The organism is Enterovirga aerilata (genome assembly GCF_013044135.1).
Taxonomy (GTDB): Bacteria; Pseudomonadota; Alphaproteobacteria; order Rhizobiales; family Beijerinckiaceae; genus Enterovirga; species Enterovirga aerilata.
In genome coordinates, this window is record NZ_JABEPP010000001.1 from 192,169 (window position 1) to 215,843 (window position 23,675).

Here is a 23,675-nt window from a genome sequence, read left to right on the forward strand (position 1 = left end):
CCCCGTTGTCCTTCTGCGACGGCCCGCTCAATCGCCGTCGAGCGGCGCATGCGTGCCGTATTTGCCGGCCGCGAAGATGAGCGGCTCGCCCTCGCGGTAATGCGCCTGGACGACCCGCCCGATGAAGATCATGTGGTCGCCGCCCTCGATCGTGCTTTCCGTGCGGCACTCGAAGATCGCAAGGCTCTCGTCGAGCATCGGGCAGCCCGCGATTCCGGCCGAGAACCGCACTCCCTCGAACTTGTCGTGGCGCGGCGTCGCGAAGTGGCGCGAGGTCAGGCTCTGCGCGGTGGAGAGCACGTTCACCACGAAATGCCCCGCCGCCTTGAACCCCGGGAGCGACGGCGCGGCGAGCCTCAGGCTCCACAGAACGAGCGGCGGGTCGAGCGAGACGGCCGAGAAGGAGTTCGCGGTCAGGCCCTCGTATTTCCCGTCCGGGGTCTTGGTGGTGATGACGGTCACGCCCGTGGCGAAGCGCCCGAGCGCCTGGCGGAGCAGTCGGGGATCCGTCGCTTCGCGATCGAGCGGAAGGGACAGCATCGTCATGGAGGCACCGCCTATCGGGTTCCGGCCTGTCGAGAAAATGATAGTTTGTTCTTCGCGCGATTACGAATTCCGATGACCGCGGGAGGAACGATGGCCGGCAGCCTGCAGGATATCAGGCTCTTCGTGGCCGCCTACGAGGAGCGCTCGTTCACGGCGGCCGCCCAGCGCGAGAACGCCACCCAGTCGGGCGTCTCGCAGCATATCCGAAAGCTCGAGGAGCGCTTCCGGCTGAGCCTGTTCAGCCGCGACAAGGGCCGCGTGTGCCCGACACCCGCCGGGGATTCGTATTACCGCGCCTGCCTGGACGTGCTGCGCGCGCACGACGCCGCGACCAAGGCCGTGCAGGGTTTCGTGGGCGGGCTCGAAGGCGAGCTCGTGGTCGGGCTCATGCCCACGATGACGCGCTGCGTTCTGGCGCCTGCGCTCGCCCGCTTCACCGAGGCGCATCCGAACGCCGCGATCCGCGTGGTGGAGGGATACAGCGCCGCCCTCACGCAGCACGTGCAGGCGGCCGAGCTCGATTTCGCGATCGTGCCCGGAACCGCCGGGATAGCAGGCGTGAAGAGCCGGCTCTTCACCCGTACGCCGGAGGTGCTGGTCGCGAGCGTCCGCCATGCCGGCCGGCGCAACGGCGAGCCGGTCCGGACCCGCGAGCTCGGGCCGCTGCGCCTGGTGGTGCCGAGCCGGGCCAATACGCGGCGGCTCAGCATCGAATCCTACTTCGCATCGAACGGGATCGCGATCGAGCGGCTGCTGGAGCTCGACGCCATGCTCGGCACGCTCGACCTCGTCGGCCGCTCCGAGTGGGTCGCGGTACTGCCGGGCATCATGATGGCGGCCGACCCAGAACCCGGCATGCATGTGATCAATCCGCTCGCGGACCCGCCCCTGACGCTCGACCTCGTCCTGATCGAGCCGGCCCGGCGCATCCTCTCGCCCTTAGCCTCGGCCTTCCTCGGCCTCCTGCAGGAGGAGGCCGCCCGCGTGAATGCCCGGTGGGACGTCCCGCGCCCGGGCTGAGTGGCGACCCCGGCAGGGCTCGAACCTGCGACCTGCCGCTTAGAAGGCGGCTGCTCTATCCAGCTGAGCTACGGGGCCAATGCGCCGAACGACCTCTAGCAGAGGGCACCTGAGCCGTCACCAAGTCGCTGGCCCGGATGAAGAAACGTAACGGGCGTGAGTCCACGGGAGCGGGCAGATCGGACCTCCGCCACCCGTGACAGAGAAGGTGACAGAGAAGCTTGAAAACCCTCCTATCCTCGGATCGGAGAACTCATGGCCACGCCGCGTACGAGCCCCCTGGAGCGGGCAATTTGTGCGCGCGCCGCTCCCGCCGGTAGCGTCCCGGTGGCATGCCCAGATGTCTGCGGCAGAAGCGGCTGAAATAGCCCGGGTCCCGGAAGCCGAGCGCGAACGCGATCTGCTCGACGGGCACGTCCGTCGTCTCCAGCTGGCTGCAGGCTTCCTCCAGCAGCCGTTCCCGGATCAGCGTGCCTGGCGGCCTGCCATGGCTGCGGACGGAAGCCGCGTGGAGCCGATCCTCCGTGACACCCAACACGTCGGCGTAGCGCTTCACGCTCCAGCCGTCCCGAAGATGCAGTTCGAGCAGGTGCCGGAAACGCTGGGCGACCGAGGCGGCGCGCTCTGGAGCCACGCGCGCACCCTTTGCGGGCGCATCCGCAAGGCGCCAGACATGGAGGCAGAGAAGCGCCAGATGGGCAGCGATCATTCCCGGCGCGATCTCGCCCGGCTGCCGCACCTCGCGCGCGAGGACGCGGAAGGATGACCCCAGCTCCTCGGCAAACGGCTCGATGCGGGCTGCCGGAACGGTGGCGGGCTGCACCAGCAGCCGCCTTAGCCGCGCCGTCCCCGGCATGCCGCTGATCGCCCCGGCCAGGACATCGATGGAGGCCGCGAGCCGATGGCCGCGCGCGCCGGCCTCAAGGCGCACGGTTCGGCCGGGCCCGCCCGGCACCCAGGCGAGCCCCGGCGCAGCAAGCTCGATGCGCGCGCCAATGCCGACCAGCGACATGCGACGGGATGAAGTCAGGAAGAGCTGGACCTCCTCGGGCGCAGAGGCAGACCATTCCCGGGGAAGAAGCGCCGGCTCGATGGCTTCCGCTTGCAGCGACACCTCGCCCGGACTTCTCGAGGCGGTCGATCGGGGAGGCGGGTAACCGGTCTGCGGCACCGCGGGAAAGTGCAATTTTTCGCCTGTTATGTCCAGTCCCGCCGCTTCGGCCCCGTTCTACTCTGATGTTGCCGCAGACGCCCGAAGAGCGACGCGAGCACGGGACCGGGAGGACGACATGAGAGGTATCGGATTGCGGCTCGCAACCGTTGCGTCGCTCGCAGCCGCACTCGGCGCCGCCGTCGGATCGGCCGCGGCCCAGGACAAGATCAGGATCGGCTACGCCATCTCGAAGACCGGGCCCTTCACGGGCGGTGCCAGCATCACTACGCTGCCGAACTATCAGCTCTGGGTGAAGGAGGTGAACGCTGCGGGCGGGCTCATGATCGGCGGCAAGCGCATTCCGATCGAGGTCATCGAGTATGACGACCGCTCCAATTCCGAGGAGGCCGTGAAGGCGATCGAACGGCTCGCCACACAGGACAAGGTCGACTTCATCCTGTCGCCCTGGGGCACGGGCCAGAACCTCGCCGTGGCCCCGATCATGAACCGGCTCGGCTACCCGCACCTGGCCGCGACGACCAACACCAACCGCGCGCCCGAACTCGCCAAACGCTGGCCGAACGCGACCTTCTGGCTCGGCCTGCCGTCCGACATCTCTGTGTCCTTCGTCGAGCTGCTCGCCAAGCTGCGGGGCGAGGGCAAGGTCGGCCCGAAGGTGGCGATGGTCTCCGTCTCCGATCAGTTCGGAATCGAGCTCTCGACCGCGGCGCGCGATGCGCTGAAGAAGGCCGGCTTCGAGCTCGTCTACGACAAGTCCTATCCGGCCGGGACGCAGGACGTGCAGCCGCTCCTCAAGGACGCGATGGCGGCTTCGCCGGATGTCTTCGCGGCGTTCTCCTACCCGCCGGACACGCTGGGGATCACGGACACGGCGAAGGTCTTGGGCTTCAACCCGAAGGTCTTCTTCGTCGGCGTCGGCACCGCCTTTCCGGTCTTCAAGCAGCGCTTCGGTCAGAACGCGGAAGGCGTCCTCGGCATCGGCGGCTGGAACGCGGATTCGCCGACGCTCAAGGACTACTTCAAACGCCATGTCGAGGCGCTCGGCCGCGAGCCCGACCGCTGGGCGAGCCCCATCACCTATGCCAGCCTCCAGGTGCTGGGGCAGGCGATCGAGCGCGTCGGCAAGATCGACCGTGCGGCCGTGATCAAGGAGATCCAGACGGGCTCCTTCGATACGATCATAGGCAGGGTAAAGCTCGAAGGCGGCCTCCTGAAGGAGGTCTGGGCCGTGGGGCAGTGGCAGGGCGGCGAATTCTACGGCGTCGCGCCGACCGCGATGGCAGGCGCGCGTCCGGTCGTGGTGCCCAAACCCGAGTGGAAGCAATAGGGCGCCTCCCCGGGGGCGCGAGATGCTCATCCTCGACATCGTCCTCGGAGGTCTGATCCTCGGCGGCATGTACGCGCTGGTCGCCTCGGGCCTGACCCTGCAATACGGCGTCGCCCGCATCATGAACCTAGCCTATGGCGAGGTCCTCGTGGCGGCGGCCTTCGCGTCGTACCTTCTGGTGACCGCGGCGGCCCTGAGCCCGCTGTTCGGGCTCGTTTTCATCCTGCCGGCGGGCTTCCTGGCAAGTTCGCTGATCTACCGCGTCCTGCTCGTGCCCCTGGTGAGACGGGCTAAGACCCGCGAGGCGCTGGAGGTCGATTCCATTCTCGCCACGTTCGGCCTCCTGTTCGTGGTCCAGGGCCTCGCCTTCGTGCTCTTCGGCGGCCAATATTACAGCTACTCCTACTTGTCCGTGCCGGTGACGATCGCGGGCTCCACCGTGCCGGCGAACCGCCTCCTCGCCTTTGCGGTCGCGGCCGTGCTGGCGGTCGGGATCTATGCGGCCCTGATGCGCACCCGGACCGGAACTGCGATCCGGGCGGTCGCGGTCGATCCCGCTTCGGCCCGGCTCGTCGGCATCGACGTGCAGCGGGTCGCCGGCTTCGCCTTCGCGCTCGGCGGCGGGCTGTGCGCCGCAGGCGGCGTCCTCGTCTCCATGTTCCTCACCTTCAACGCTGCCATGGGCGTCGTCTTCACCATGAAGGCGCTCGTGGTGGTGATCATGGGCGGCGTCGGCAACCTCATGGGGGCGCTCGTCGCCGGCCTCCTCCTCGGGCTCGTCGAGACGAGTGTCGCCCGGCTGGTCGATCCGGGCCTGACCCTGGCCGCGACCTTCGGGCTGTTCCTCCTGGTCCTGCTCGTGAAACCCACCGGGCTGTTCGGAAGGGCCGGGCGATGAAGGGGGTGCCGCTCGCGCTCGTTGTCGCCGCCATGGGTGCGCTGGCGCTCGTGCCGTTCCTCGGCACGGGCTACCACCTCGCCCTCGCGATCGGCATCCTCAACAACCTCGTGCTCGCAACCGCCTGGGCGCTCTTCTCCGGCCCGACGCGCTATGTCTCGCTGGCGACGGCGGCATTCTTCGGCATCGGCTCCTACGCGGCGGCGGGCCTCGGCGAGGCGCTGCCCTGGCCGGTGCTGCTCGCCGTCGCCCTTGTCCTGGGGGCCGCGATGGCCCTCGTGGTCGGGCTTTCCACGCTCCGTCTCTCCGGCATCTATTTCGTCATCTTCACCTTTGGCTTGTCGGAGCTCATCCGACAGCTCGTCACCTGGTGGGAGGTCAATGTCAGCCGCTCGGTCGGCCGCTACATCTTCCTGGACGTGACGCAGGAGGGCATCTTCTGGCAGCTCTTCGGGCTCGCCGCGCTCGTCTTCCTCGTCGGCTGGCTGATCGGGCGCTCGCGGCTCGGCCTCGCGCTCCGCGTGGTCGGCGACGACGAACTGGTCGCCCGGCACTGCGGGATCAACGTGACGGGCGCGAAGCTCCTGCTCTTCGCGGTGAGCGCCGCCTTCATGACCCTCGCCGGCGCGATCATGGCGCCGCGCTGGACCTATCTCGACCCTTCGATCGCCTTCAACCCGGTGATCTCGTTCCAGGCGCTCATCATGGCGCTGCTCGGCGGCGCAGGGCGGCTCTGGGGGCCGCTGCTCGGCGTCGTGCCGCTGACGCTCCTCTTCGAGGTGCTCGGCGCCAACTTCCCGAACGCCTTCTCGATCCTGCTCGGCCTCGTCTTTATGGCGATCGTGTACGCGGTCCCGAACGGCATCGCCGGCTGGTTTGAGGGCGCATGGCCCCGCGCGGTCCGGCTCCTGCCGCAGAAGGCGGTGCGATGACAGTCCTGCTCGAAGTCTCGGGCCTGGTCCGCCGTTTCGGCGGGCTGGTCGCCGTGAACGGGCTGAGCTTCACGGTAGGTTCGTCGGAAATCCTCGGCCTCATCGGGCCGAACGGCTCGGGCAAGACCACGGCGCTCAATCTCCTGTCCGGCGCGCTGAAGCCCGATGCCGGCGATATCCGGTTGCGGGGCCGCCCCGTCGCCGGGCTCTCGCCCGACCGCATCGCGCGGCTCGGCGTCGCGCGCACCTTCCAGCTCGTGCGCGTGCTCCCCTCGCTCGACGCGCGCGAGAACGTGCTGGCAGGCCTCGCCTTCCGTGCGGATCCGCTCTGGGGCGAGGCGGCGGACCGCGAGGTCTCGCACCTGCTCCAGCGGGTGGGCCTCGGCGGCCGCGGACATCAGCGCAGCGCCGAACTCACCTATATCGACCAGAAGCGGCTCGAACTCGCCCGGGCGCTGGCGCTCGCTCCGAAGCTCCTCCTCCTCGACGAGTGGCTCGCAGGGCTGAACCCGTCCGAGCTGCAGGACGGCATCGGGCTGATCCAGTCGCTGCGTCGCGAGGGGCTCTCGATCGTGCTGGTCGAGCATGTGATGGACGCCATCCGAACCCTTTGTGACCGCTGCATCGTGATGAACGCAGGCTCGGTCCTGGCCGAAGGCGCGCCCGACGCCGTGCTGTCCGACCCGCAGGTGGTCCACGCCTACCTTGGAGACCCGGATGCTTGAGGTCTCCGGCCTCTCCGTCTCCTACGGCCTGCATCGCGCGCTGGAGGACGTCAGCCTCGGCGTCGGAGCCGCCGAGATCGTCGTGATCCTGGGCGCGAACGGGGCCGGAAAGACCACGCTCCTGAAGGCGGTCGCGAACACGGTTCCGGCCGAACCGGGACGCTGCGTCGTCCTCGGCGGGCGCGACGTCTCGGAGCTCCCGGCGCATCTCCTGGTGGAGGAAGGCCTCGCGCTCGTGCCGGAGGGACGCGGCATCTTCGGCGAGCTGACCGTGCGCGAGAACCTCCTGCTCGGCGCCTATCCCAAACGGGCACGGGCCGGCGAGGCGGCCACCCTGGAGCGGGTGCTCGCGCTGTTTCCGCGCCTCTCCGAGCGCCTGGGCCAGACCGCCCGCACCATGAGCGGCGGCGAGCAGCAGATGGTGGCGATCGGCCGCGCGCTCATGTCGAATCCGACGGTGCTGCTCCTGGACGAGCCCTCGCTCGGGCTGTCGCCGCTCATGTCCGGCGAGCTCTTCGCGGCGCTCGGCCGCGTCCGCGAGACGGGCATCGGCGTGCTCCTGGTCGAGCAGAACGCGCGCCGCTCGCTCGCCATCGCGGACCGCGCCTACCTGATCGAGACCGGCCGTATCGTCGGCGAAGGCCCGGCCGCGAGGCTGCGCGACGATCCGGCCGTGCGCCGCGCCTATCTCGGGGAGGCGGCGCCCGGCGCCGCGCTCCCGTCCCACGCATGAGGAAGCAGCCATGACGGACATCGCATTGCTTATCGAGGATCGCGACGTCGCCGCGACCGGCGGGGCGACCTTCGAGCGCCTGAACCCGATCACCGGCGCCGTCGCGAGCCGCGCCGCCGCCGCGACACCTGAGGATGCCATCGCGGCGGCGGATGCGGCCGCTGCCGCCTTCCCGGCCTGGTCCAACATGGGTCCGAATGCCCGCCGCTCGCTCCTGTCCAAGGCCGCGGACCTGCTTGAAGCGCGGGCCGGCGAGTTCGTCGACCTCATGGCTGCCGAGACCGGCTCGACGGCGGGCTGGGTGGGGTTCAACGTGCGCCTTGCGGCGGGCATGCTGCGCGAAGCTGCGGCGCTCACGACCCAGATCTCGGGCGAAGTGATCCCATCCGACAAGCCGGGCTGCATCGCCATGGCCATCCGGCAGCCGGCCGGCGTCGTGCTCGGAATCGCTCCCTGGAACGCCCCTGTGATCCTCGGTGTCCGGGCGGTCGCGACGCCGCTGGCCTGCGGCAACACGGTGGTTCTGAAAGCCTCCGAGATCTGCCCCGGCACGCACAGGCTCATCGGCGAATGCCTCCGCGAGGCCGGGCTCCCGGCCGGGGCCGTGAACGTGGTCACCAATGCGCCGGACGACGCCGCGGACGTGATCTCGGCGCTCATCGCCCATCCGGCCGTGCGGCGGATAAACTTCACCGGCTCGACCCGCGTCGGGCGCATCATCGCCGAGAAGGCGGCGCATCACCTGAAGCCGGTCCTCCTCGAGCTCGGCGGCAAGGCGCCGCTCGTCGTGCTGGACGATGCCGATCTCGATGCGGCCGTGGCCGCCGCCGCCTTCGGCGCCTTCATGAACCAGGGCCAGATCTGCATGTCGACGGAGCGCATCATCGTGGACTCGTCGGTTGCGGACGCCTTCGTCGAGAAGCTCGCCGCCAAGGCCAAGAGCCTGACGGCCGGCGATCCGCGAGAGGCCAGGACAGCGCTCGGCTCGCTCGTCGGGCCGGAGGCGGCGCAGCGCATCCTCGGGCTCGTTCACGATGCCGTCCAGAAGGGCGGCAGGCTTCTCGCCGGCGGCGAAGCGCGGGGCACGCTGATGGGCGCGACGGTGATCGACCACGTCACACCCGCCATGCGGATCTATGCCGAGGAGAGCTTCGGGCCCGTGGTTGCGATCATACGTGCGCAGGGGGTCGAAGAAGCCGTCCGGATCGCGAACGACACCGAGTACGGGCTCTCGGCCGCGGTCTTCGGACGCGACATCGCCCGTGCGCTGGACGTGGCCAAGCGCATCGATTCCGGCATCTGCCACGTCAACGGCCCGACCGTGCATGACGAGGCGCAGATGCCCTTCGGCGGCGTGAAGGCCTCCGGCTACGGCCGGTTCGGCGGCAAGGCTGGGATCGCCGAATTCACCGAGCTGCGCTGGATCACGGTCGAGACGGGGCCGCAGCACTATCCGATCTGAAGTAGAACGCCGGCGCTGAACCGGTCGTAGCCGGAGGACCGACGGACATCGGCGAGAGCACAACTTGTCCGAGGGTCCCCGATCCGCGCTGCCCGGCGATCGCGAACGGAGCTGCGCCGCCGCCGTGGCTCCGAGCGGAATATCGGCTCTCGGCCGGGCATGCGCTCGGGGCGAATTCCGACCCGCCCGACGCCTGCGTCGGCTGGGGGCTCAGGCCGCCACGTCGCGCAGGTGGCGTGCCCCGCCGCCCCTGAGCCACACGGCCATGTCCTCAGGCCGGATCGGTCGGGACATCAGGTAGCCTTGGCCCTCGTCGCATCCCGATTGCCGCAGGAACTCAAATGCGGCCTCGTCCTCGACACCTTCGGCAACGACCACGAAATCCAGTTCTTTGGCCATCGAGATCATCGACCGAAGAAGGGTGCGGCCACGGTCGTCGAGGTCTAGGTTTCGCACGAACGACTGGTCGATCTTGATGATGTCCGCTGGCAGGTTCTGGACGTAGGAAAGGCTGCTGTAGCCGGTTCCGAAATCGTCGATGGCCACCTTGATGCCGGCTGCGCGAATGTTCCGTAGCTGCTCTCCGACGCGCACCTCGTCGCGGATGATCGCGCTTTCGGTAACTTCGACCTCCAAGGCGCTGCAGGGTAGTCCCGCGGCTGCGATGCGCAGAATGAGCCGAGACGAGAAGTCCTGCTCTTCGAGGTTTGCCGAGGATACGTTGACGGAGATCGGAAGAGGAGTGCCGGCCGATCTCCACGCCTGTGCCTGGCGGATTGCGGCGTCGATGACCCAGTCCGTGACCGGCCGGGCGAGATCCGTCTTCTCGACGATCGGAATGAACTCGCCGGGCGAGACCGAGCCCAGGAGCGGATGGTTCCAGCGCAACAGGGCCTCCACGCCGACGCAAGCTCCCGTCTTGAAAGCGATGCGAGGCTGGAAGGCGAGGAAGAGCTGGTCGTCTGCAGCCAAAGCCGCTCGCATGTCGGCGACGAGCCGAAAGCGCCGCCGATGAACCTTGTCCGCCTCTTCCGAGTAGATGCTGACGAGCTCGCCGGTGTTCCGGGCATCGAGAACGGCGCTGTGCCCGGTCCGGAGGAGATCGGCGGCCGCGATCTCGCCCAGGCGGAAGGGGGTGACCACGGCCACGGGACTGGCCAGCCGTGGAAAGGAGGCTCGCCGCAGATAGCGGGCGAAGCGAGGGCCTGCCGCGGCAAGATAGCGCGTGCGAGCGTCCTTATCCGCGTGGGCCACAATCCATCCGAGCTGGGCCGTTCCGACCTGGTAGATCTTGAGGCTCGGTCCGAATTCCGATCGCAGTGCCAGCGTGGCCTCACGCACCAGCTCGTCGACCGTATCGGGTCCTAGCACCCGGGTGGCCTCTTGCAGCCGAGCCGCGTCCGCAAGCTCCAGGAGAACGAGCGATCTCAGTGCTCCAGGACTGTCTCGGGCCGCGTCGTCCAGATCGTCCAGAAGTTGATGCCTGTTCGGCAGTCCGCTGACCGGTTCGACGCGGCCGAACGCGTGCTGGAGCTCGATCTGAGCCATGACCATCGCGGCAAGGTCGACGAGCACATGTTTTTCCTCGGGTGTCACCTCCCGCGGCTCGGTCCCGAGCACGCACATCGCGCCAAGCCCATATCCATCGCGCGTGACGAGAGGAGCTGCCGCGTAGAAACGGATTCCGGACTGCGCGAGCAGGCTGTCCCGGTAGTGCGGGCTCTCCAGCAGGTCCGGCACGACCAGCGGGCCTGCCGTCTCGGCGACCTCGGCGCACGGAGCCTTCTCGCGTGGGATTTCCCGATGGTCGACCCCGACCCGCGATTTGAACCACTGCCGATCCCGGTCGGTCAGCGACACGGCGGCAATCGGCAGCCCGAACATCCGGCTCGCCATCCGGGTGATGCGGTCGAAGCTTTCACTGGGCGGTGTGTCGAGGAGGCCAAGCTGAGTAAGCGCCTGCAGCCTCATCTCTTCCGAACGCGTACGATCCATCCCGGTCTCCTGAGAAGACTCTGGTCCGGAGGAGCAAACACACGCTTAACTTGCTCGCACGTTTCCGAGAGTATCGGGAGATTTTCGGTCCCGTTAGACGCAGCCGATCTGCTTGCAGCTGCGGATGTCGAGCGCGGGCCGACGTACCCTCGGCTTCAGAACTTGGCTCCTAAGCGACGGGTAAGATCCCCAGACCAAGCGAGTTCGGCGATCGGGGTGGCACAGGCTGGGTGAGGTTTCTCGCGAGAGCGATCCGATCCCCGCTGGCTGCTCGAACGGAAGAGACCGTGATCTGCCGCACACCGCCACGCGGCCGCCGCGCGCATCCTTCATCCGTCCGCCGAAGCGGCGGCAAGCGGAGGAGGGTGCCATGCGATTTCCCCTGCCATTCGTCCCCACGACGACCTACAAGGGCGGCAACGGGTTCGGGGGCGACCGGAGCAAGGTCCGGGCCGGGCTGAAACATGCCGCCAACGACCTCGCCGCCAAGGCGGGCACGCCGGTGCTGGCGATGGCCAGCGGCAAGGTCATCGTCGGATCCAAGCCCTTCTTTCGCGGAACCAACGCGCTGGCGATCCAGCATCCGGACTTCATCGCCCGTTACTGTGAGATCGCGCCTAGGGCCGAGGTGAAGGCCGACGACGACGTCGTTGAAGGACAGGTCATCGCCTATGTCGGCGACCAGCCGGGGCAGGACATGCTGCATATCGAGTTCTTTTCCGGCGCGGAGACGGGCGAGCTCAGCAACGGCACCCCGCCCTATTACCGCCGGGCCGACGTCTTCGACGGCGTGAAGTACCTGGACGACACGCGCGGGACCGCCACGCATTGGGCCGACTGGAAGACCGGCTACCGCTACAGCGTCGATGCGAACGGCCGAAAATTCGTGCAGCGGATGGACCTCCGGGACATCTGAGGCCGCGAAGGCGGGCGCGAGGCGACCGAGCCGCCCGCCTCAGGCCTTGTTCCGCCGAGCCGCCTCGTATTCTGCGATCGTCGCTTCGCTGGGCGGGAAGGTGCCGGCGAGGGGAGCGCCCGCTGCGACACGCTCGGCGAGCCAGGTTTCCATCTCCTCCTGCTCGACCGCTTCGCGAGCGATCTCGCCGGCCATGCTGCGAGGGATGACGATCACTCCGTCCTGATCGCCCATGATCACGTCTCCAGGATAGACCGCGACGCCGCCGCACGCGATGGGCCGGCCGTGATCGAGCGCGTGATGCACGCCGCGGTTCACCGGCGGGCTCGGGGCCGCGCAGAAGACGGGAATGTCGAACTTGGCGATCGGGCCGCTGTCACGGACCCCGCCGTCGGTGACCACGCCCGCCCCGCCGCGCACCATCAACCGCGTGACCAGGATGTCGCCGCAACAGGCCGCACGGGTCTCCTCGCGGCAATCCATCACAAGCACATGGCCGGCCGGGGTCGCCTCGAATGCCTCCCGCTGGATTTCGTTGGCGTCGGGCTTGATCCCGAAGGCGTCTATGTCCTCGCGCGCCGGGATGTAGCGGAGCGTATAGGCAGGCCCGACCATCACCCCGTTCGACTCGCCAAGCGCCCGGACGTTGCGGATGAGCACGTTTCGCAGCCCGCGCCGGAAGAGGCGGCCGCTGACCGTCGCGGTCGATGTCCGCCGAAGGAGAGCGAGAACTTCGGGTTCGAGGTCGAGCATGAGAGGTTTCGAGCTCAGCGAAAGTGGCAGCCGACGATCCCGAGCGGGTCATGATCCGCTCGGATCGTATCGCCTGCTCCACCTTCGATGGAACCTACGGAACCGGCAAGGAGCACTTCGCCAGCCTGGAGCCCGTACCCGTGAACCGGAGCCCGCTCGCGAGACCGGTACCGCCTCTCAGGGCTTCGGCCGGCGGGCGGGCGCGATGCCCGCGCCGGCATCGCCCAGAGTGCGTTCGATCGCGGCTGCCTCGGCGGTGCTGATCGCGGGCTCGCCTGACGAGCCCTCCGCGCGGATGAGCGATGCGAGCCGGATCTTCGCGCGCTGCGCCAGCGTCCGCGAATCCCAGCCGAGCCGCACCCGCGCCTCGCGAATCTGCGGCCCGGTAATCATGCCGGTTCCTCCGCGCGGGCCTTGCGGCCCGCCGCTTTCGGACGGACCGCCGCGGCCGCTGAGGCCTGGCGCTCGGCGCGCTCCTTCTCGAGCCTGAGCGCCCGAAGCCGCGCGGTGTTGACCTCCACGGCTGCGCGGCCGGCCTCGTACTCGGCCATTGCCTTGGCCCCGTCCGCGGCGCGGTCGAGGGCCTTCTGGGCCTTCGCGGCCCTCTCCTGGGCCGCGTGATCCTCCTCGGACATCGAGATCTCCCGAGCTATCGCGTGCTGTGCGCGCTCAGGAACTGGCGCTCCACGGCCTTGAGGCCGTCCTTGCGGGCCGCGTCTTCCGACCGCTGCACCCGGTCGGAGCGCTGTATCAGCTTGCCGTGGCGGCGGATCGCCCAATCAAAGGCGCCAGGCGTCCGGACAGAGGCCTGTACTTCGAGTTCGTAGGGGTACATCGAGGTGTCGTTCATCCAGGATATATAGGACAGAAAATCTGGATTTGCACCCCGGGATTTCGCGCCGGCTGCGAAGACCGGCCTCGCGGTCCCGGAAAAAACCGGGCGAAATCAGCAGCGAGCACGCTGCTATTTGGCCTTCGGATGCGAGCCGCCGCAATCAGTCCTATTTCGGCTCACGCGGCGGCAGGTGGCGCAGGTAGCTCTCCTCCCGCTCGGTGCGCGCCTTGATCTGCTCCTCGTAGGCCTGCCTGGCCTCGGGGGAGACCGCGACGCGCTTGCCCTTGTCGGCCTTGCGGCGCGGCTGCTTCGTGAACTTGCTTCCGATCTCGACCATCGGCATCCCCGGTCCGGCTCACGAGACGGCACGGGCCGTTCTCGCCTTGCCACCCTACGCGAATGGCGGCCACGTGTCTGCGCGGAGCGGGTGAGGATCAGCCGCCTTTCGCGGCCCGTTTCTGCCGGTCGAACTCCGCCCGGCGGCGGGCCAGCTCCTCGGGCGAGAGCTTCTCGACCGAGGCGTAGTCCCGCTTCCACGCATGATCCTCGCTCCAGCGCAGCGGCGAGTGCAACGTGGTGCGCGGCCCTGGCGCGGATTCCAGGAGGCGGAGCGCCAGCTCCAGCGTGAGCTCCTGCGAAGCGAGGTCGTCCGGCCTGCCCGCGCTGTTGCCGAGCGGGAAATCGCTGAACAGGAATCGCGGCGCCCCCGCATGCTCCACGATGTCCTTGGCGCAGCCCGCCACGACGGTCGGGATGCCGTTCGCCTCCAGATGCCGGGCGGCGAGCGTCGCGCTCTGGTGGCAGACGGGGCAGTTCGGCACCAGGATCGCGGCATCCGCCGCATCCTGGCGGATGCGGGCGAGGAGCTCAGGCGCATCCGCCTCCATCGTGACGCGGTGGCTGCGGTTCGTCGGCAGGCCGTGGAAGCGGGGCGCGACGCGCCCGATCCGGCCGCGCTCCGCCGCTAGCCGGAGCTGCCGGAGCGGGAAGTAGGTCCCGAGATCGGCCGCACTCGTGTGGTCGCGGTCATAGGCGATGTGGGAGATGCGCAGGTCGGGCATCGCGCCCTCCGCCGGGCCGGAATAGACGGCGAAGAACTTGGCCGAGCCGTTATAGGGCGCGCCCGGGCCCTGGTCGCCCTTGTCCGGCTGGTACGGCGCGGCCGTGGTGACCAGCGCGATGCTGCATTCGGAGAGCCGCCTCCCGAGCGGCGCGAAGGGCGCGTCGAGGTGATACGCCCAGCGGTACGGGGTCTCGTAGCCGAGCGCGGCGTAATAGGCGCGGGTGCGAGCCATGTAGGCGATGGGGACGTCGCCGTCCGGGGCGAAAGAATGGGCGGCTTCGGTCGGCATGGCCGGAGGCTAGCACAGGAAGGTCGCCCGATGCCCGTTGTCATGGTCGGGCTCGACCGACCATCCAGGTCGGAGGGCATCTGGATCCTCGGGTCAAAGTCCGAGGATGACAGAGAGGCGGCGCAACCCCCGGCCAGGATTCGGCTTGCCGGAGCCTCCCTTCCCAGCTCCGCCGAACCTTCCTAAGACCCCGGCATGACAGAGACGAACATCATGAGAGCGGCGCGCGTGACGGCGCCGGGCCGGATCGCGGTCGAGACGGTCCCGAAGCCGGCGCCCGGGCCGGGCCAGGTGCGGATCAGGCTGGAGGGGTCGGGCGTGTGCGCCTCGAACCTGACGCCCTGGGCCGGACCGGACTGGATGACCTTCCCGACCGAGCCGGGGAGTCTCGGTCACGAAGGCTGGGGCGTCGTGGACGGCCTCGGCGAGGGCGTCGCCGGGCTGGCGCTCGGCGACCGCGTCGCCGCCCTCTCCCACAAGGCCTATGCCGAATACGACCTCGCGGATGCCGGGGCGGTCGTGAAGCTGCCGGATTCGCTCGCCGGAGAACCATTTCCGGGCGAGCCCCTCGGCTGCGCCATGAACATCTTCCGGCGCTCCGACATCCGGGCCGGACAGGACGTCGCCATCGTCGGTATCGGCTTCCTCGGCGCGATCCTGACGAAGCTCGCGAGCGACGCGGGCGCGCGCGTGATCGCCATCTCGCGCCGGCCCTTCTCGCTCGACCTCGCCCGACGCATGGGCGCGGCGGAGACGATCCCGATGGAGGACCACGGGGCCATCATCGGGCGCGTGAAGGAGCTGACCGGCGGCATCTTCTGCGACCGCGTCATCGAGGCTGTCGGAAAGCAATGGCCGCTGGACCTCGCGGGCGAGATCACGCGCGAGCGCGGCCGCCTCATCGTGGCGGGCTACCACCAGGACGGGCCGCGGCAGGTCAACATGTGGCTGTGGAACTGGCGCGGCATCGACGTGATCAACGCGCATGAGCGCGATCCGGAGGTCTACGTCCAGGGCATGCGCGAGGCGGTGGACGCAGTTGCCTCCGGCCGGCTCGATCCGAGCGGTCTCTACACGCACCGCTTCCCGCTGGAGAAGCTCGACGAGGCCCTGAATGCCACGCGCGACCGCCCGGCCGGCTTCCTCAAGGCTCTGGTGACGGTCTGATGGCGGTGGTCGAGACGGAGGCGGCGCGGCCGCGCCTGGGGTTCCTCGGCGTCGGCTGGATCGGTCGCCACCGGATGAATGCCGTCATCGAGGCGGACGTGGCCGAGGTCGCGGCCATTGCCGAGCCGTCGGCCGAGGCCGCTGCGGAAGCGCTGAAGCTCGCGCCGGGCGCAGAACGCGTCGGCGGGCTCGACGAGCTTCTCGCCATGGGGCTGGACGGCATCGTCATCGCGACGCCGTCCGCCCTTCATGCGGAGCAATCGGTCCTGGCGCTCGCCTCCGGCGCCGCCGTGTTCTGCCAGAAGCCGCTCGGACGGAACGCGGCGGAGGTGCAGGCGGTGGTGGACGCAGCCCGCGCGGCCGACCGGCTGCTCGCGGTCGACCTGTCCTACCGCTTCACGGAAGGCATGCGGCGGATCCGTGACGTCGTGCGCTCGGGCGAGCTCGGGCGGATCTACGCGGTCGATCTCGTCTTCCACAATGCCTACGGGCCGGACAAGGCGTGGTTCTACGACCCGAAGCTCGCCGGTGGCGGCTGCGTGACCGATCTGGGCGTCCACCTCGTCGACCTCGCGCTCTGGTGCCTCGACTTTCCCGAAGTTGCGGAGGTTGCGGCACGGCTCTTTGCCGCGGGCGAGAGGCTCGGGCCGAACCCTTCGCAGGTGGAGGATTACGCGGCCGCCACGATCGAGCTCGCGAACGGCACGGCGATCCGGCTCGCCTGTTCCTGGCGGCTCCAGGCCGGCTGCGACGCGGTGATCTCGGCGGCCTTCTACGGCACGGGGGGCGGCGCCGCGCTCAAGAACGTCGGCGGCTCGTTCTACGACTTCACGGCGGAGCGCTATCGCGGCACCGCGCGCGAGGTGCTGGCCTCACCGCCCGACGAGTGGGGCGGGCGCGCCGCCGCGGACTGGGCGCGCCGGCTCGCGGCCGGCGGGCGCTTCGACGAGAGCGCGGTGCAACTGGTCGAGGTCGCCCGCGTGCTCGACCGGATCTACGGGAGGTAGCCTCCGTCAGTAGACGGGGTGGTACTGGTACAGCCAGGTCTCCGAGAGGATCTGGTCGCCGCTCCTGAGATAGCAGCGCAGCTCCACCGGCTCGTTCCCTGCCGTGGTCAGGTCGAACTGGGCGCGCCAGTGGCCCGGCACGTCGTTCGGCACGGCCTCGGTGCGGATATAGGAGAAGGCGCCGCGCGAGGCGGTCAGGACGGGCTCGGGCAGCACGCCGGCCGGCAGGTCCTTGAGCGGGCCGCCCAGGAATTCCAGCATGAACTTGCGGACGCCGCGCGGGCGGTCCGTCCCGGGCTGGCCGCCATTGCCGAGCCGGGTCGCCACGCAGCGCGCGAGCGGGGTCGGGAACGGCTCGTCCGCCGCCCAGTGCAGCCGGTAGGACAGCTCGTAGCTCTTGCCGGCCGTCGCGGGCTCGGCCGGGACCCACATCGCGTTCAGGTTGTCGTGGATCTCGTCGTCCGTCGGATTCTCCACGAGCTGGACCGTGCCGCGCCCCCAATCGCCCTTCGGCTCGACCCAGAGGGACGGGCGCCGGTCGTAGTAGACGCCGTCCAGATAGTGGTCGAAATTGCGGTCGCGCTGGAGCAGCCCGAAGCCGCGCGGGCTCTGATCGGCGAAGGCGGAGACCTGGATCGTGCGCGGGTTGTTGAGCGGCCGCCAGATATGCTCGCCGGCCCCCGTCCACATGGCGAGGCCGTCGGAATCGTGCACCTCCGGCCGCCAGTCGACCATGGTGGGCTTCGCCGTCTCCGAATACCAGAACATCGAGGTCATGGGCGCGAGGCCCAGCCGCACGACGTCGCGCCGGAGAACGAGGGAGACGTCGATGTCCATGATGACGGCAGCCGTGCGGCGCATCACGAAGCGGTAGGCCCCGACGACGCTCGGTCCGTCGAGGAGCGCATAGACCGTCACTGTGTCCGCGCCAGGGGCAGGCGTTTCGAACCAGATATGGGTGAAGTCCGGGAATTCCTCGGGAACGTTGTAGACGACCGTGTTGACCGCGACGCCGCGGGCCGAGAGCCCGTATTGGGCAAGTTCGCCGATCGCCCGGAAATAGGAGGCGCCCAGGAAGGCCACCCAGTCGTTCCTGCGCCAGTCGAGCCTGCCGTCCCGCGCCTCCTGGAAGCGGAACCCGGCGAAGCCCGAGTTCTTCGGCAGCTGATGGGCCGGCGAGTCGGCCGGCATGTCGAAATAGCTCTCGTCGTAGAGGATCTCGCGTGCCTCCCCGGCCTCGACGACGTGCATCCTGACCGGCTTCTGGAAGTAGCGGCCGAGATGGAAGAAGGTGACCGGGAACTTGCCGGGGCCGTTCGCGAACAGCGCGAGCTCGGTCTTGTACCGGATCTTGCCGTGGGCGTCGTAGTCGATGCTCCAGAGGACGTCCGGCTTGGATGGCTGCTCGGCCGAGTAGGGCCGGGCCGCCATGTCACGAACGCGCGCCTTCAGGGCCTCGAAGGAGAACGGGGCGGAGGAGCCGAGCGTGAGCCCGGCTGCCGCGATCGCCGGCGCGCGGAATCCCGATGCGGCGAGCCCGGCGGTCCCGAGGGCGGCCGCGCGGAGGAGGGAGCGTCTGTCGATCATGAACGATCCGAGGGGAGGCGCCGGGGAGGTATGATCCGCCCCCCTCTACGTCAATCGTTGCAAGGCGCGGGAGGTTGTGGCGTGGTAACTGACCAGCTCAAGACCGCGGCGAAGCGGCAAAGCGGCGGACGTGGAGGGAGCGGGCTCGATGGCGGACGAGGAGCAACACGCGGCGAAGGAGCCGGCCGCGCTCTCGACCGAAGCCCTGCGCAAGGCCGAATCCTATATCGAGGCGGAGGAGGGCGCGACGAACCGCATCTCCGGCCTGCCCGGGATGGTGGTGACCGGCATCGCGGTCGTGATGAGCCTGTTCCACCTCTATGCCGCCTACGCGATCGTGCCCACGCAGGAGCTGCGCTACACGCACGTCGCCTTCGTCCTGCTGCTCTCGTTCCTCCTCTTCCCTGTCGCGGCGAAGTACCGCGACCGGATCCGCTGGTGGGATGTTGCACCGGCCGCGATCTCGGTCGGGCTCATCGCCTACGCTCTCTGGGGCGGGGAGGATTTCACGGACCGCGCGACCGTGCCCGAGCGGATGGACGTCTGGGTCGGGATGGCCTTCATCATCATCCTGCTCGAGGCGACGCGGCGCACCACCGGCCTCATCATGCCCGTCGTGGCGCTCGTCTTCATCGCCTATGCGATGCTCGGCCCGCACCTTCCCGCGCCCTGGACGCATCGCGGCTACGACCTGCCTCGCCTCGTCGGTCATCTCTTCATGACGCTGGAGGGCATCTTCGGCGTGGCGGTGGATGTGTCGGCCACGCTGATCATCCTGTTCACGATCTACGGGGCCTTCCTGGCCCAGTCCGGCGCGGGCAAGTTCTTCATCGACTTCTCGCTGGCCCTGATGGGCGGGAAGGCCAACTCGGCGGGCCGGACGGTGGTGCTCTCCTCGTTCCTTCTCGGCGGTCCCTCGGGCTCGGGCGTCGCCACCACCGTGATGATCGGCACCGTCGCCTACCCGATGATGGAGAAGGCGGGCTTCAAGAAGAACGATGCCGGCGGCCTGCTCGCGGCAGGCGGGCTCGGCGCGATCCTGTCACCGCCGGTGCTCGGCGCCGCCGCCTTCCTGATCGCCGAGTTCCTGAAGATCTCGTATCTGGACGTGATCTGGATGGCGACGATCCCGACCTGCCTCTACTACCTGTCTCTGCTCATCATGGTCGAGCTCGATGCACGGAAGTTCGGAGCACGGGACGTCAGCATCGCGCAGGAGATGACACTCGGCCAGATGACGCGGCGCTACGGCTTCCACTTCATCTCGCTGATTGCGGTCGTCGCCTTCATGCTCGTCGGCTATTCGCCGATGCTCTCGGTCTTCTATGCGACGCTCGTCACCTTCGCGCTGTCGTTCCTCCGCCCGGACACGGCGCTCTACCCGAAGAAGCTGGTGCGCGCGCTCGCGGACGGCTCGATCGGGGCGCTGAACGCGGCAACCACCTGCGCCTCGGCCGGCATCATCGTGGGCGTCGTCACGCTCACTGGTCTCGGGCTCAAGTTCTCGTCCATCGTGATCGCCTATGCGGGCGGCAGCCTTCTGCTGACGGCGATCTATACGGCGCTCATCGTCTGGGTCATCGGCCTCGCCGTGCCGGTCACGGCGTCCTACATCATCTGCGCCGTGATCGCGGCGCCCGCGTTGACGAAGCTCGGCGTGCCCGATTTCGCCGCGCATATGTTCATCTTCTACTACGCGGTCCTGTCGGAGGTCTCGCCGCCGACCGCGCTCTCGCCTTTCGCGGCCGCCGCGATAACTGGCGGCGACCCCTACATCACCACCCTCCAGAGCTGGAAATACACGCTCCCGGCCTTCCTGGTGCCCTTCGTGTTCGTGCTCGATCCGCAGGGCGTCGGGCTCCTGCTGTCGGTCCCGAAGGACGGCTCGTGGGTGGACATCATCCTCATCACGCTCAAGACTGCGGCCGGGCTCATGGCGCTCGCGGCGGCCGCCCAGGGCTGGGCGCTTCGGCGTGCCACGGGCGCCGAGCGCGTCGCGCTGGCGCTCGCGGGCCTCCTTCTCGTGTTCCCGAGCCTCATCGAGGCTCTCGGCGAACTCATCACCGGGCGCGACCTCGCCTATAGCTGGGCGATCGGGCTCGTCTTGGCCGGGGCCGTGCTGGCCTGGCAGTCATTCCGCCCGCACCCGCAGGCGGCAACCATCTAACGGGAGAGAAACATGCATCATCGGATCACCCGGCGCGGCTTCAATCTGGGCCTCGGGGCCGGCGCGGCGAGCCTCTGGCTCGGCGGCGGCACGGCGCTGGCGCAGAACAAGACGATCTCCATCGGCACCGGCGGCACGGGAGGGGTCTATTATCCCCTGGGCGGCGCCATCGCGAACGTCCTGACGAAGAACCTCCCGGGCATGCAGGCGACCGCCGAGGTGACGGGCGGCTCCGTCGACAATCTCAAGCTGATCGGCTCCGGCCAGAGCGAAATCGGCTTCACGATGGCGGATGCCGCCCTCGACGCCTTCAAGGGCGAGGACAAGTTCAAGAGCGGGAAGGTGCCGCTCCAGACGCTGCTGGTCCTCTATCCGAACCGCATGCATGTGGCGACCGTCGAAGGGACCGGCATCGAGAAGATGTCGGACCTGAAGGGCAAGCGCGTCTCGACCGGCTCGCCCGGCTCCGCGACGGAGGTCATGGCCTTCCGGGTGATCGAGGCGGCAGGGCTCGACAAGGACAAGGACTTGAAGCGCGAGCGGCTTTCGGTCGCCGAGTCGGTGAACGCCCTGAAGGACCGCAAGATCGACGCCTTCTTCTGGGTCGGCGGCGTCCCGACGGCGGCCGTGACGGACCTCGCGGCGACGCCCGGGCTGAAGATGAAGCTGATCGACCACGCCGACCTGGCCGACAAGATGAACGCCAAGTACGGCAAGCTCTACGCGGCCGGCACGATCCCGCCGGGCTCGTATCCGGGCTACGACAAGCCGAACCACAACGTCGACGTGTGGAACATCCTCGTTACCGGCAATCGGATGAGCGATGACGACGCCTACCAGATCGTGAAGACGCTCGTGGAGCGGAAGGCGGACCTCGTCGCCGTGCACAAGGACGCGGAAGCCTTCTCGCTCGAGAACCAGATCCAGTCGCGCTCGCCCATCCCGTTCCATCCGGGCGCGCTGAAATACTTCGCCGAAAAGGGTGTGAAGGGCTGAGCCCTCCCGCGGGCCGGCCTCTGCGCCGGCCCGTTCAGCCCCCCTGGACGGAGGTCGCGCGGCGCCAGAACTGGACCATCATGTAGAGGGCGGCGAGCGAGAAGATTCCCATCAGCCCGTAGCCGACCGTCTGGCCGAGCTCGAACAGCCCGGCAATGGCCCAGCCGCCGGACAGCGCGACCGCGAAGACCTCGATGCCGACCAGCACCATGAGGCTGACGAGGGTGAACATTGAGCGGCCCCTTGCGGGGCGTGAGGCGAGGGCCAAGCCGGCTCTCCAGTTGCGGTGAGCGCGCCACCTAACGCAAAGCGGGCCGCGCGTGCAAGAATATGGCCTTTCGCGCCCGATATCCCAGAGCATGACAGACACACCGACCTTCGCGGCGGCGGCCGTCGCCGCCCCCCATCGCCTTGCCGCCGAGAGCGGCCGCGCCGTGCTGGCGGAGGGCGGCAATGCGATCGAGGCGATGGTCGCGATGGCGGCCACCATCGCGGTCGTCTACCCGCACATGAACGCGCTCGGCGGCGATGCCTTCTGGCTGGTCCGCGAGCCCGGCGGGCGCATGCGCTCCATCGAGGCCTGCGGGCCGGCCGGCAGCCTGGCGACCATCGGGCGCTACCGCGACAAGGGCTATGACGTCCTTCCCTTCCGCGGCCCCGACGCAGCCATCACGGTCGCGGGCGTGGTGGGCGGCTGGGAGGCTGCGCTCGGCCATGCCCGGAGCCTCGGCGCCGGGCTGCCGCTGCCCGACCTCCTCGCGGACGCGATCCGTTTCGCCAAGGACGGCTACGAGATTTCCGCCTCCGAGCTCCGCACCCGGCCGAACGAACCGGAGGCGTTGAACGCCGCGCCGGGGTTCCTGGCCACCTTCGGCTTCGACGGGAAGCCGCCGAAGAGGGGCGATGTCCGCCGCGTGCCGGCTCTCGCGGCGACGCTGGAGCAGCTCGCCCATGTCGGGCTCGGCGACTTCTACCGCGGCGATGTCGGGCGCGAGATCGCGGCCGACCTGGACCTGCTCGGGGCGCCCATCACCCGGGCCGATCTCGAGCGCTTCGAGGCGGTGTTCCGCGAGCCGCTCGCGGCGAAGCTCCGGCACGGCACGGCGTATAACAAGGCACCGCCGACGCAGGGCATCGCCTCGCTCCTGATCCTCGGCATCTACGAGCGCCTCCGGATCGCCGGACCCGAATCGGTCCGGCACCATCATGGCCTGATCGAGGCGACGAAGCGCGCCTTCCGCATCCGCGACCGGATCGTGACGGATTTCGACCGGCTCAGGCACGATCCGGCGAGCTTCCTGACCCCGGCCGCGTTCGAGCGCGAGGCGGCCGCGATCGACATGAGCCGTGCCGCGCCCTGGCCCGCGCCGCCCGGCGACGGCGATACCGTCTGGATGGGCGCGATCGACAAGGATGGGCTCGCGGTATCCTACATCCAGTCGATCTACTGGGACTGGGGCTCCGGCTGCGTCCTTCAGCGCACGGGTATCCACTGGCAGAACCGTGGCGCCTCGTTCTCGCTCGACCCGGACAGCGTGAACCCGCTCGAGCCCGGCCGCCGGCCGTTCCACACGCTGAACCCGGCTCTCGCCGTTCTTTCGGACGGGCGGGTGCTGTCGTACGGCGCGATGGGCGGCGATGGGCAGCCGCAGTTCCAGGCGCAGATCTTCACCCGCTATGTCGAGCTCGGCGAGGGGGTGGCCGAGGCGGTGGACCGGCCGCGCTGGCTGCTCGGCCGCACCTGGGGCCAGAGTTCGACGAGCCTGAAGATGGAGAGCCGTTTCGATCCCTCCCTGATGGAAGGGCTTGCGCGGCTGGGCCACGATGTCGAAGAGGTGGGTGAGCCCTATTCCGACGGGTTCGGTCATGCCGGGCTTCTCGTCAAGCATCCCGGCAACGGCCGCGTGGAGGCGACCCACGATCCGCGCTCGGACGGCGGAGCGGCCGGCATCTAGCCCAAGCGGGCGCAGCCGCGCCGATCGCGGGCGAGACATGCAGCCCGACTTCGGGCATCGCGAGAACGGCCCCGAGCCCGGCGATCGGGATGCTCCGAGGCCGCTGCGGTTGCGATCGGCCGCGCGGC

General features: G+C 69.0%; 24 protein-coding genes and 1 tRNA gene. 13 read left to right on the forward strand and 12 right to left on the reverse strand.

The window, feature by feature from the left end:
• Positions 1-27 precede the first annotated feature (27 nt).
• Complete coding sequence (locus tag HJG44_RS00930) at positions 28-546, reverse strand: flavin reductase family protein (RefSeq protein ID WP_171216474.1); 519 nt, start codon at positions 544-546, stop codon at positions 28-30.
• A gap of 90 nt (positions 547-636) precedes the next feature.
• Here HJG44_RS00930 and HJG44_RS00935 point away from each other — a divergent pair, with 90 nt between their 5' ends.
• Entirely contained in the window at positions 637-1,566 is a 930-nt protein-coding gene (locus HJG44_RS00935) for a LysR family transcriptional regulator (RefSeq protein ID WP_171216475.1), read from the forward strand.
• Between the two features lies 1 nt (position 1,567).
• Here the strand turns inward: HJG44_RS00935 and HJG44_RS00940 are convergent.
• Positions 1,568-1,644, reverse strand: a tRNA-Arg gene (locus tag HJG44_RS00940).
• A 175-nt stretch (positions 1,645-1,819) separates the two neighbouring features.
• Complete coding sequence (locus HJG44_RS00945; RefSeq protein WP_171216476.1) at positions 1,820-2,578, reverse strand: helix-turn-helix transcriptional regulator; 759 nt, start codon at positions 2,576-2,578, stop codon at positions 1,820-1,822.
• Positions 2,579-2,855: 277 nt separating this feature from the next.
• On the opposite strand from HJG44_RS00945, the gene HJG44_RS00950 reads away from it, so the two are divergent.
• From HJG44_RS00950 to HJG44_RS00975, 6 genes are read left to right on the forward strand one after another with little or no spacing between them, the layout of a single operon-like run.
• Complete coding sequence (locus tag HJG44_RS00950; protein ID WP_171216477.1) at positions 2,856-4,067, forward strand: amino acid ABC transporter substrate-binding protein; 1,212 nt, start codon at positions 2,856-2,858, stop codon at positions 4,065-4,067.
• Between the two features lie 22 nt (positions 4,068-4,089).
• On the forward strand, positions 4,090-4,965 hold the full coding sequence (locus HJG44_RS00955) for a branched-chain amino acid ABC transporter permease (protein ID WP_171216478.1): 876 nt from the start codon (positions 4,090-4,092) through the stop codon (positions 4,963-4,965).
• The gene (locus tag HJG44_RS00960; RefSeq protein WP_171216479.1) at positions 4,962-5,897 is read left to right on the forward strand and encodes a branched-chain amino acid ABC transporter permease; all 936 of its coding nucleotides are present in this window, start codon (positions 4,962-4,964) and stop codon (positions 5,895-5,897) included. The genes HJG44_RS00955 and HJG44_RS00960 overlap by 4 nt, the downstream gene beginning before the upstream one ends.
• Positions 5,894-6,622: an ABC transporter ATP-binding protein gene (locus HJG44_RS00965; RefSeq protein WP_171216480.1), complete on the forward strand. Its 729-nt coding sequence runs from the start codon at positions 5,894-5,896 to the stop codon at positions 6,620-6,622. Before HJG44_RS00960 ends, HJG44_RS00965 begins: the two co-directional genes overlap by 4 nt.
• Positions 6,615-7,355 (forward strand): ABC transporter ATP-binding protein, encoded by a 741-nt coding sequence (locus tag HJG44_RS00970; RefSeq protein WP_171216481.1) that lies wholly within the window; start codon positions 6,615-6,617, stop codon positions 7,353-7,355. The genes HJG44_RS00965 and HJG44_RS00970 overlap by 8 nt, the downstream gene beginning before the upstream one ends.
• 10 nt (positions 7,356-7,365) lie before the next feature.
• Positions 7,366-8,817, forward strand: coding sequence for an aldehyde dehydrogenase (locus HJG44_RS00975; protein ID WP_171216482.1), 1,452 nt, complete (start codon positions 7,366-7,368; stop codon positions 8,815-8,817).
• Positions 8,818-9,027: 210 nt separating this feature from the next.
• Here the strand turns inward: HJG44_RS00975 and HJG44_RS00980 are convergent, their stop codons facing one another.
• A complete protein-coding gene (locus tag HJG44_RS00980; protein ID WP_171216483.1) occupies positions 9,028-10,812 on the reverse strand; it encodes a sensor domain-containing phosphodiesterase in 1,785 nt (594 codons plus the stop codon).
• 370 nt (positions 10,813-11,182) lie between these two features.
• On the opposite strand from HJG44_RS00980, the gene HJG44_RS00985 reads away from it, so the two are divergent.
• A complete protein-coding gene (locus HJG44_RS00985) occupies positions 11,183-11,728 on the forward strand; it encodes a M23 family metallopeptidase (protein WP_171216484.1) in 546 nt (181 codons plus the stop codon).
• 39 nt (positions 11,729-11,767) lie between these two features.
• Here HJG44_RS00985 and HJG44_RS00990 read toward each other — a convergent pair whose 3' ends face one another.
• The 6 genes from HJG44_RS00990 to HJG44_RS01015 all read right to left on the reverse strand — a co-directional run bounded on the left by HJG44_RS00990 (position 11,768) and on the right by HJG44_RS01015 (position 14,668).
• Positions 11,768-12,481 carry a ribonuclease activity regulator RraA gene (locus HJG44_RS00990; protein WP_171216485.1) on the reverse strand — a complete coding sequence of 238 codons (714 nt, stop codon included), beginning with the start codon at positions 12,479-12,481 and terminating at the stop codon, positions 11,768-11,770.
• A 177-nt stretch (positions 12,482-12,658) separates the two neighbouring features.
• The gene (locus HJG44_RS00995; RefSeq protein ID WP_171216486.1) at positions 12,659-12,874 is read right to left on the reverse strand and encodes a helix-turn-helix domain-containing protein; all 216 of its coding nucleotides are present in this window, start codon (positions 12,872-12,874) and stop codon (positions 12,659-12,661) included.
• Entirely contained in the window at positions 12,871-13,116 is a 246-nt protein-coding gene (locus HJG44_RS01000) for a transcriptional regulator (protein ID WP_171216487.1), read from the reverse strand. Before HJG44_RS01000 ends, HJG44_RS00995 begins: the two co-directional genes overlap by 4 nt.
• 14 nt (positions 13,117-13,130) lie before the next feature.
• A complete protein-coding gene (locus HJG44_RS01005) occupies positions 13,131-13,316 on the reverse strand; it encodes a hypothetical protein (protein ID WP_246735987.1) in 186 nt (61 codons plus the stop codon).
• Positions 13,317-13,482: 166 nt separating this feature from the next.
• A complete protein-coding gene (locus HJG44_RS01010; protein WP_171216489.1) occupies positions 13,483-13,653 on the reverse strand; it encodes a hypothetical protein in 171 nt (56 codons plus the stop codon).
• A 97-nt stretch (positions 13,654-13,750) separates the two neighbouring features.
• Positions 13,751-14,668 carry a glycine reductase gene (locus tag HJG44_RS01015; RefSeq protein WP_171216490.1) on the reverse strand — a complete coding sequence of 306 codons (918 nt, stop codon included), beginning with the start codon at positions 14,666-14,668 and terminating at the stop codon, positions 13,751-13,753.
• Positions 14,669-14,863: 195 nt separating this feature from the next.
• On the opposite strand from HJG44_RS01015, the gene HJG44_RS01020 reads away from it, so the two are divergent.
• Both HJG44_RS01020 and HJG44_RS01025 read left to right on the forward strand, forming a co-directional pair.
• Positions 14,864-15,835 (forward strand): MDR/zinc-dependent alcohol dehydrogenase-like family protein, encoded by a 972-nt coding sequence (locus tag HJG44_RS01020; RefSeq protein ID WP_246735988.1) that lies wholly within the window; start codon positions 14,864-14,866, stop codon positions 15,833-15,835.
• On the forward strand, positions 15,835-16,842 hold the full coding sequence (locus HJG44_RS01025) for a Gfo/Idh/MocA family protein (RefSeq protein WP_171216491.1): 1,008 nt from the start codon (positions 15,835-15,837) through the stop codon (positions 16,840-16,842). Before HJG44_RS01020 ends, HJG44_RS01025 begins: the two co-directional genes overlap by 1 nt.
• 6 nt (positions 16,843-16,848) lie before the next feature.
• On the opposite strand, the gene HJG44_RS01030 is transcribed toward HJG44_RS01025, so the two are convergent.
• Entirely contained in the window at positions 16,849-18,429 is a 1,581-nt protein-coding gene (locus HJG44_RS01030; protein WP_171216492.1) for an OpgD/OpgG family glucan biosynthesis protein, read from the reverse strand.
• 148 nt (positions 18,430-18,577) lie between these two features.
• Between HJG44_RS01030 and HJG44_RS01035 the strand changes: the two genes are divergently transcribed.
• Complete coding sequence (locus HJG44_RS01035) at positions 18,578-20,596, forward strand: TRAP transporter permease (RefSeq protein WP_171216493.1); 2,019 nt, start codon at positions 18,578-18,580, stop codon at positions 20,594-20,596.
• Between the two features lie 12 nt (positions 20,597-20,608).
• Positions 20,609-21,592 carry a TAXI family TRAP transporter solute-binding subunit gene (locus HJG44_RS01040; protein ID WP_171216494.1) on the forward strand — a complete coding sequence of 328 codons (984 nt, stop codon included), beginning with the start codon at positions 20,609-20,611 and terminating at the stop codon, positions 21,590-21,592.
• Positions 21,593-21,626: 34 nt separating this feature from the next.
• Here the strand turns inward: HJG44_RS01040 and HJG44_RS01045 are convergent, their stop codons facing one another.
• Complete coding sequence (locus tag HJG44_RS01045) at positions 21,627-21,824, reverse strand: hypothetical protein (RefSeq protein WP_171216495.1); 198 nt, start codon at positions 21,822-21,824, stop codon at positions 21,627-21,629.
• A 127-nt stretch (positions 21,825-21,951) separates the two neighbouring features.
• Here HJG44_RS01045 and HJG44_RS01050 point away from each other — a divergent pair, with 127 nt between their 5' ends.
• Positions 21,952-23,547 (forward strand): gamma-glutamyltransferase family protein, encoded by a 1,596-nt coding sequence (locus tag HJG44_RS01050; RefSeq protein WP_171216496.1) that lies wholly within the window; start codon positions 21,952-21,954, stop codon positions 23,545-23,547.
• The last annotated feature ends 128 nt before the right edge of the window (positions 23,548-23,675 follow it).

Coding starts and splice junctions, on each gene's coding strand:
- HJG44_RS01050 (WP_171216496.1), top strand. CDS start 21,952: ATGACAGACACACCGACCTTCGCGGCGGCGGCCGTCGCCGCCCCCCAT.
- HJG44_RS01025 (WP_171216491.1), top strand. CDS start 15,835: ATGGCGGTGGTCGAGACGGAGGCGGCGCGGCCGCGCCTGGGGTTCCTC.
- HJG44_RS00930 (WP_171216474.1), bottom strand. CDS start 546: ATGACGATGCTGTCCCTTCCGCTCGATCGCGAAGCGACGGATCCCCGA.
- HJG44_RS01020 (WP_246735988.1), top strand. CDS start 14,864: ATGACAGAGACGAACATCATGAGAGCGGCGCGCGTGACGGCGCCGGGC.
- HJG44_RS00960 (WP_171216479.1), top strand. CDS start 4,962: ATGAAGGGGGTGCCGCTCGCGCTCGTTGTCGCCGCCATGGGTGCGCTG.
- HJG44_RS01015 (WP_171216490.1), bottom strand. CDS start 14,668: ATGCCGACCGAAGCCGCCCATTCTTTCGCCCCGGACGGCGACGTCCCC.
- HJG44_RS01040 (WP_171216494.1), top strand. CDS start 20,609: ATGCATCATCGGATCACCCGGCGCGGCTTCAATCTGGGCCTCGGGGCC.
- HJG44_RS00955 (WP_171216478.1), top strand. CDS start 4,090: ATGCTCATCCTCGACATCGTCCTCGGAGGTCTGATCCTCGGCGGCATG.
- HJG44_RS01005 (WP_246735987.1), bottom strand. CDS start 13,316: ATGTACCCCTACGAACTCGAAGTACAGGCCTCTGTCCGGACGCCTGGC.
- HJG44_RS01030 (WP_171216492.1), bottom strand. CDS start 18,429: ATGATCGACAGACGCTCCCTCCTCCGCGCGGCCGCCCTCGGGACCGCC.
- HJG44_RS00980 (WP_171216483.1), bottom strand. CDS start 10,812: ATGGATCGTACGCGTTCGGAAGAGATGAGGCTGCAGGCGCTTACTCAG.
- HJG44_RS00995 (WP_171216486.1), bottom strand. CDS start 12,874: ATGATTACCGGGCCGCAGATTCGCGAGGCGCGGGTGCGGCTCGGCTGG.
- HJG44_RS01035 (WP_171216493.1), top strand. CDS start 18,578: ATGGCGGACGAGGAGCAACACGCGGCGAAGGAGCCGGCCGCGCTCTCG.
- HJG44_RS00985 (WP_171216484.1), top strand. CDS start 11,183: ATGCGATTTCCCCTGCCATTCGTCCCCACGACGACCTACAAGGGCGGC.
- HJG44_RS00945 (WP_171216476.1), bottom strand. CDS start 2,578: ATGTCGCTGGTCGGCATTGGCGCGCGCATCGAGCTTGCTGCGCCGGGG.
- HJG44_RS00970 (WP_171216481.1), top strand. CDS start 6,615: ATGCTTGAGGTCTCCGGCCTCTCCGTCTCCTACGGCCTGCATCGCGCG.
- HJG44_RS00950 (WP_171216477.1), top strand. CDS start 2,856: ATGAGAGGTATCGGATTGCGGCTCGCAACCGTTGCGTCGCTCGCAGCC.
- HJG44_RS01010 (WP_171216489.1), bottom strand. CDS start 13,653: ATGGTCGAGATCGGAAGCAAGTTCACGAAGCAGCCGCGCCGCAAGGCC.
- HJG44_RS01000 (WP_171216487.1), bottom strand. CDS start 13,116: ATGTCCGAGGAGGATCACGCGGCCCAGGAGAGGGCCGCGAAGGCCCAG.
- HJG44_RS01045 (WP_171216495.1), bottom strand. CDS start 21,824: ATGTTCACCCTCGTCAGCCTCATGGTGCTGGTCGGCATCGAGGTCTTC.
- HJG44_RS00990 (WP_171216485.1), bottom strand. CDS start 12,481: ATGCTCGACCTCGAACCCGAAGTTCTCGCTCTCCTTCGGCGGACATCG.
- HJG44_RS00965 (WP_171216480.1), top strand. CDS start 5,894: ATGACAGTCCTGCTCGAAGTCTCGGGCCTGGTCCGCCGTTTCGGCGGG.
- HJG44_RS00975 (WP_171216482.1), top strand. CDS start 7,366: ATGACGGACATCGCATTGCTTATCGAGGATCGCGACGTCGCCGCGACC.
- HJG44_RS00935 (WP_171216475.1), top strand. CDS start 637: ATGGCCGGCAGCCTGCAGGATATCAGGCTCTTCGTGGCCGCCTACGAG.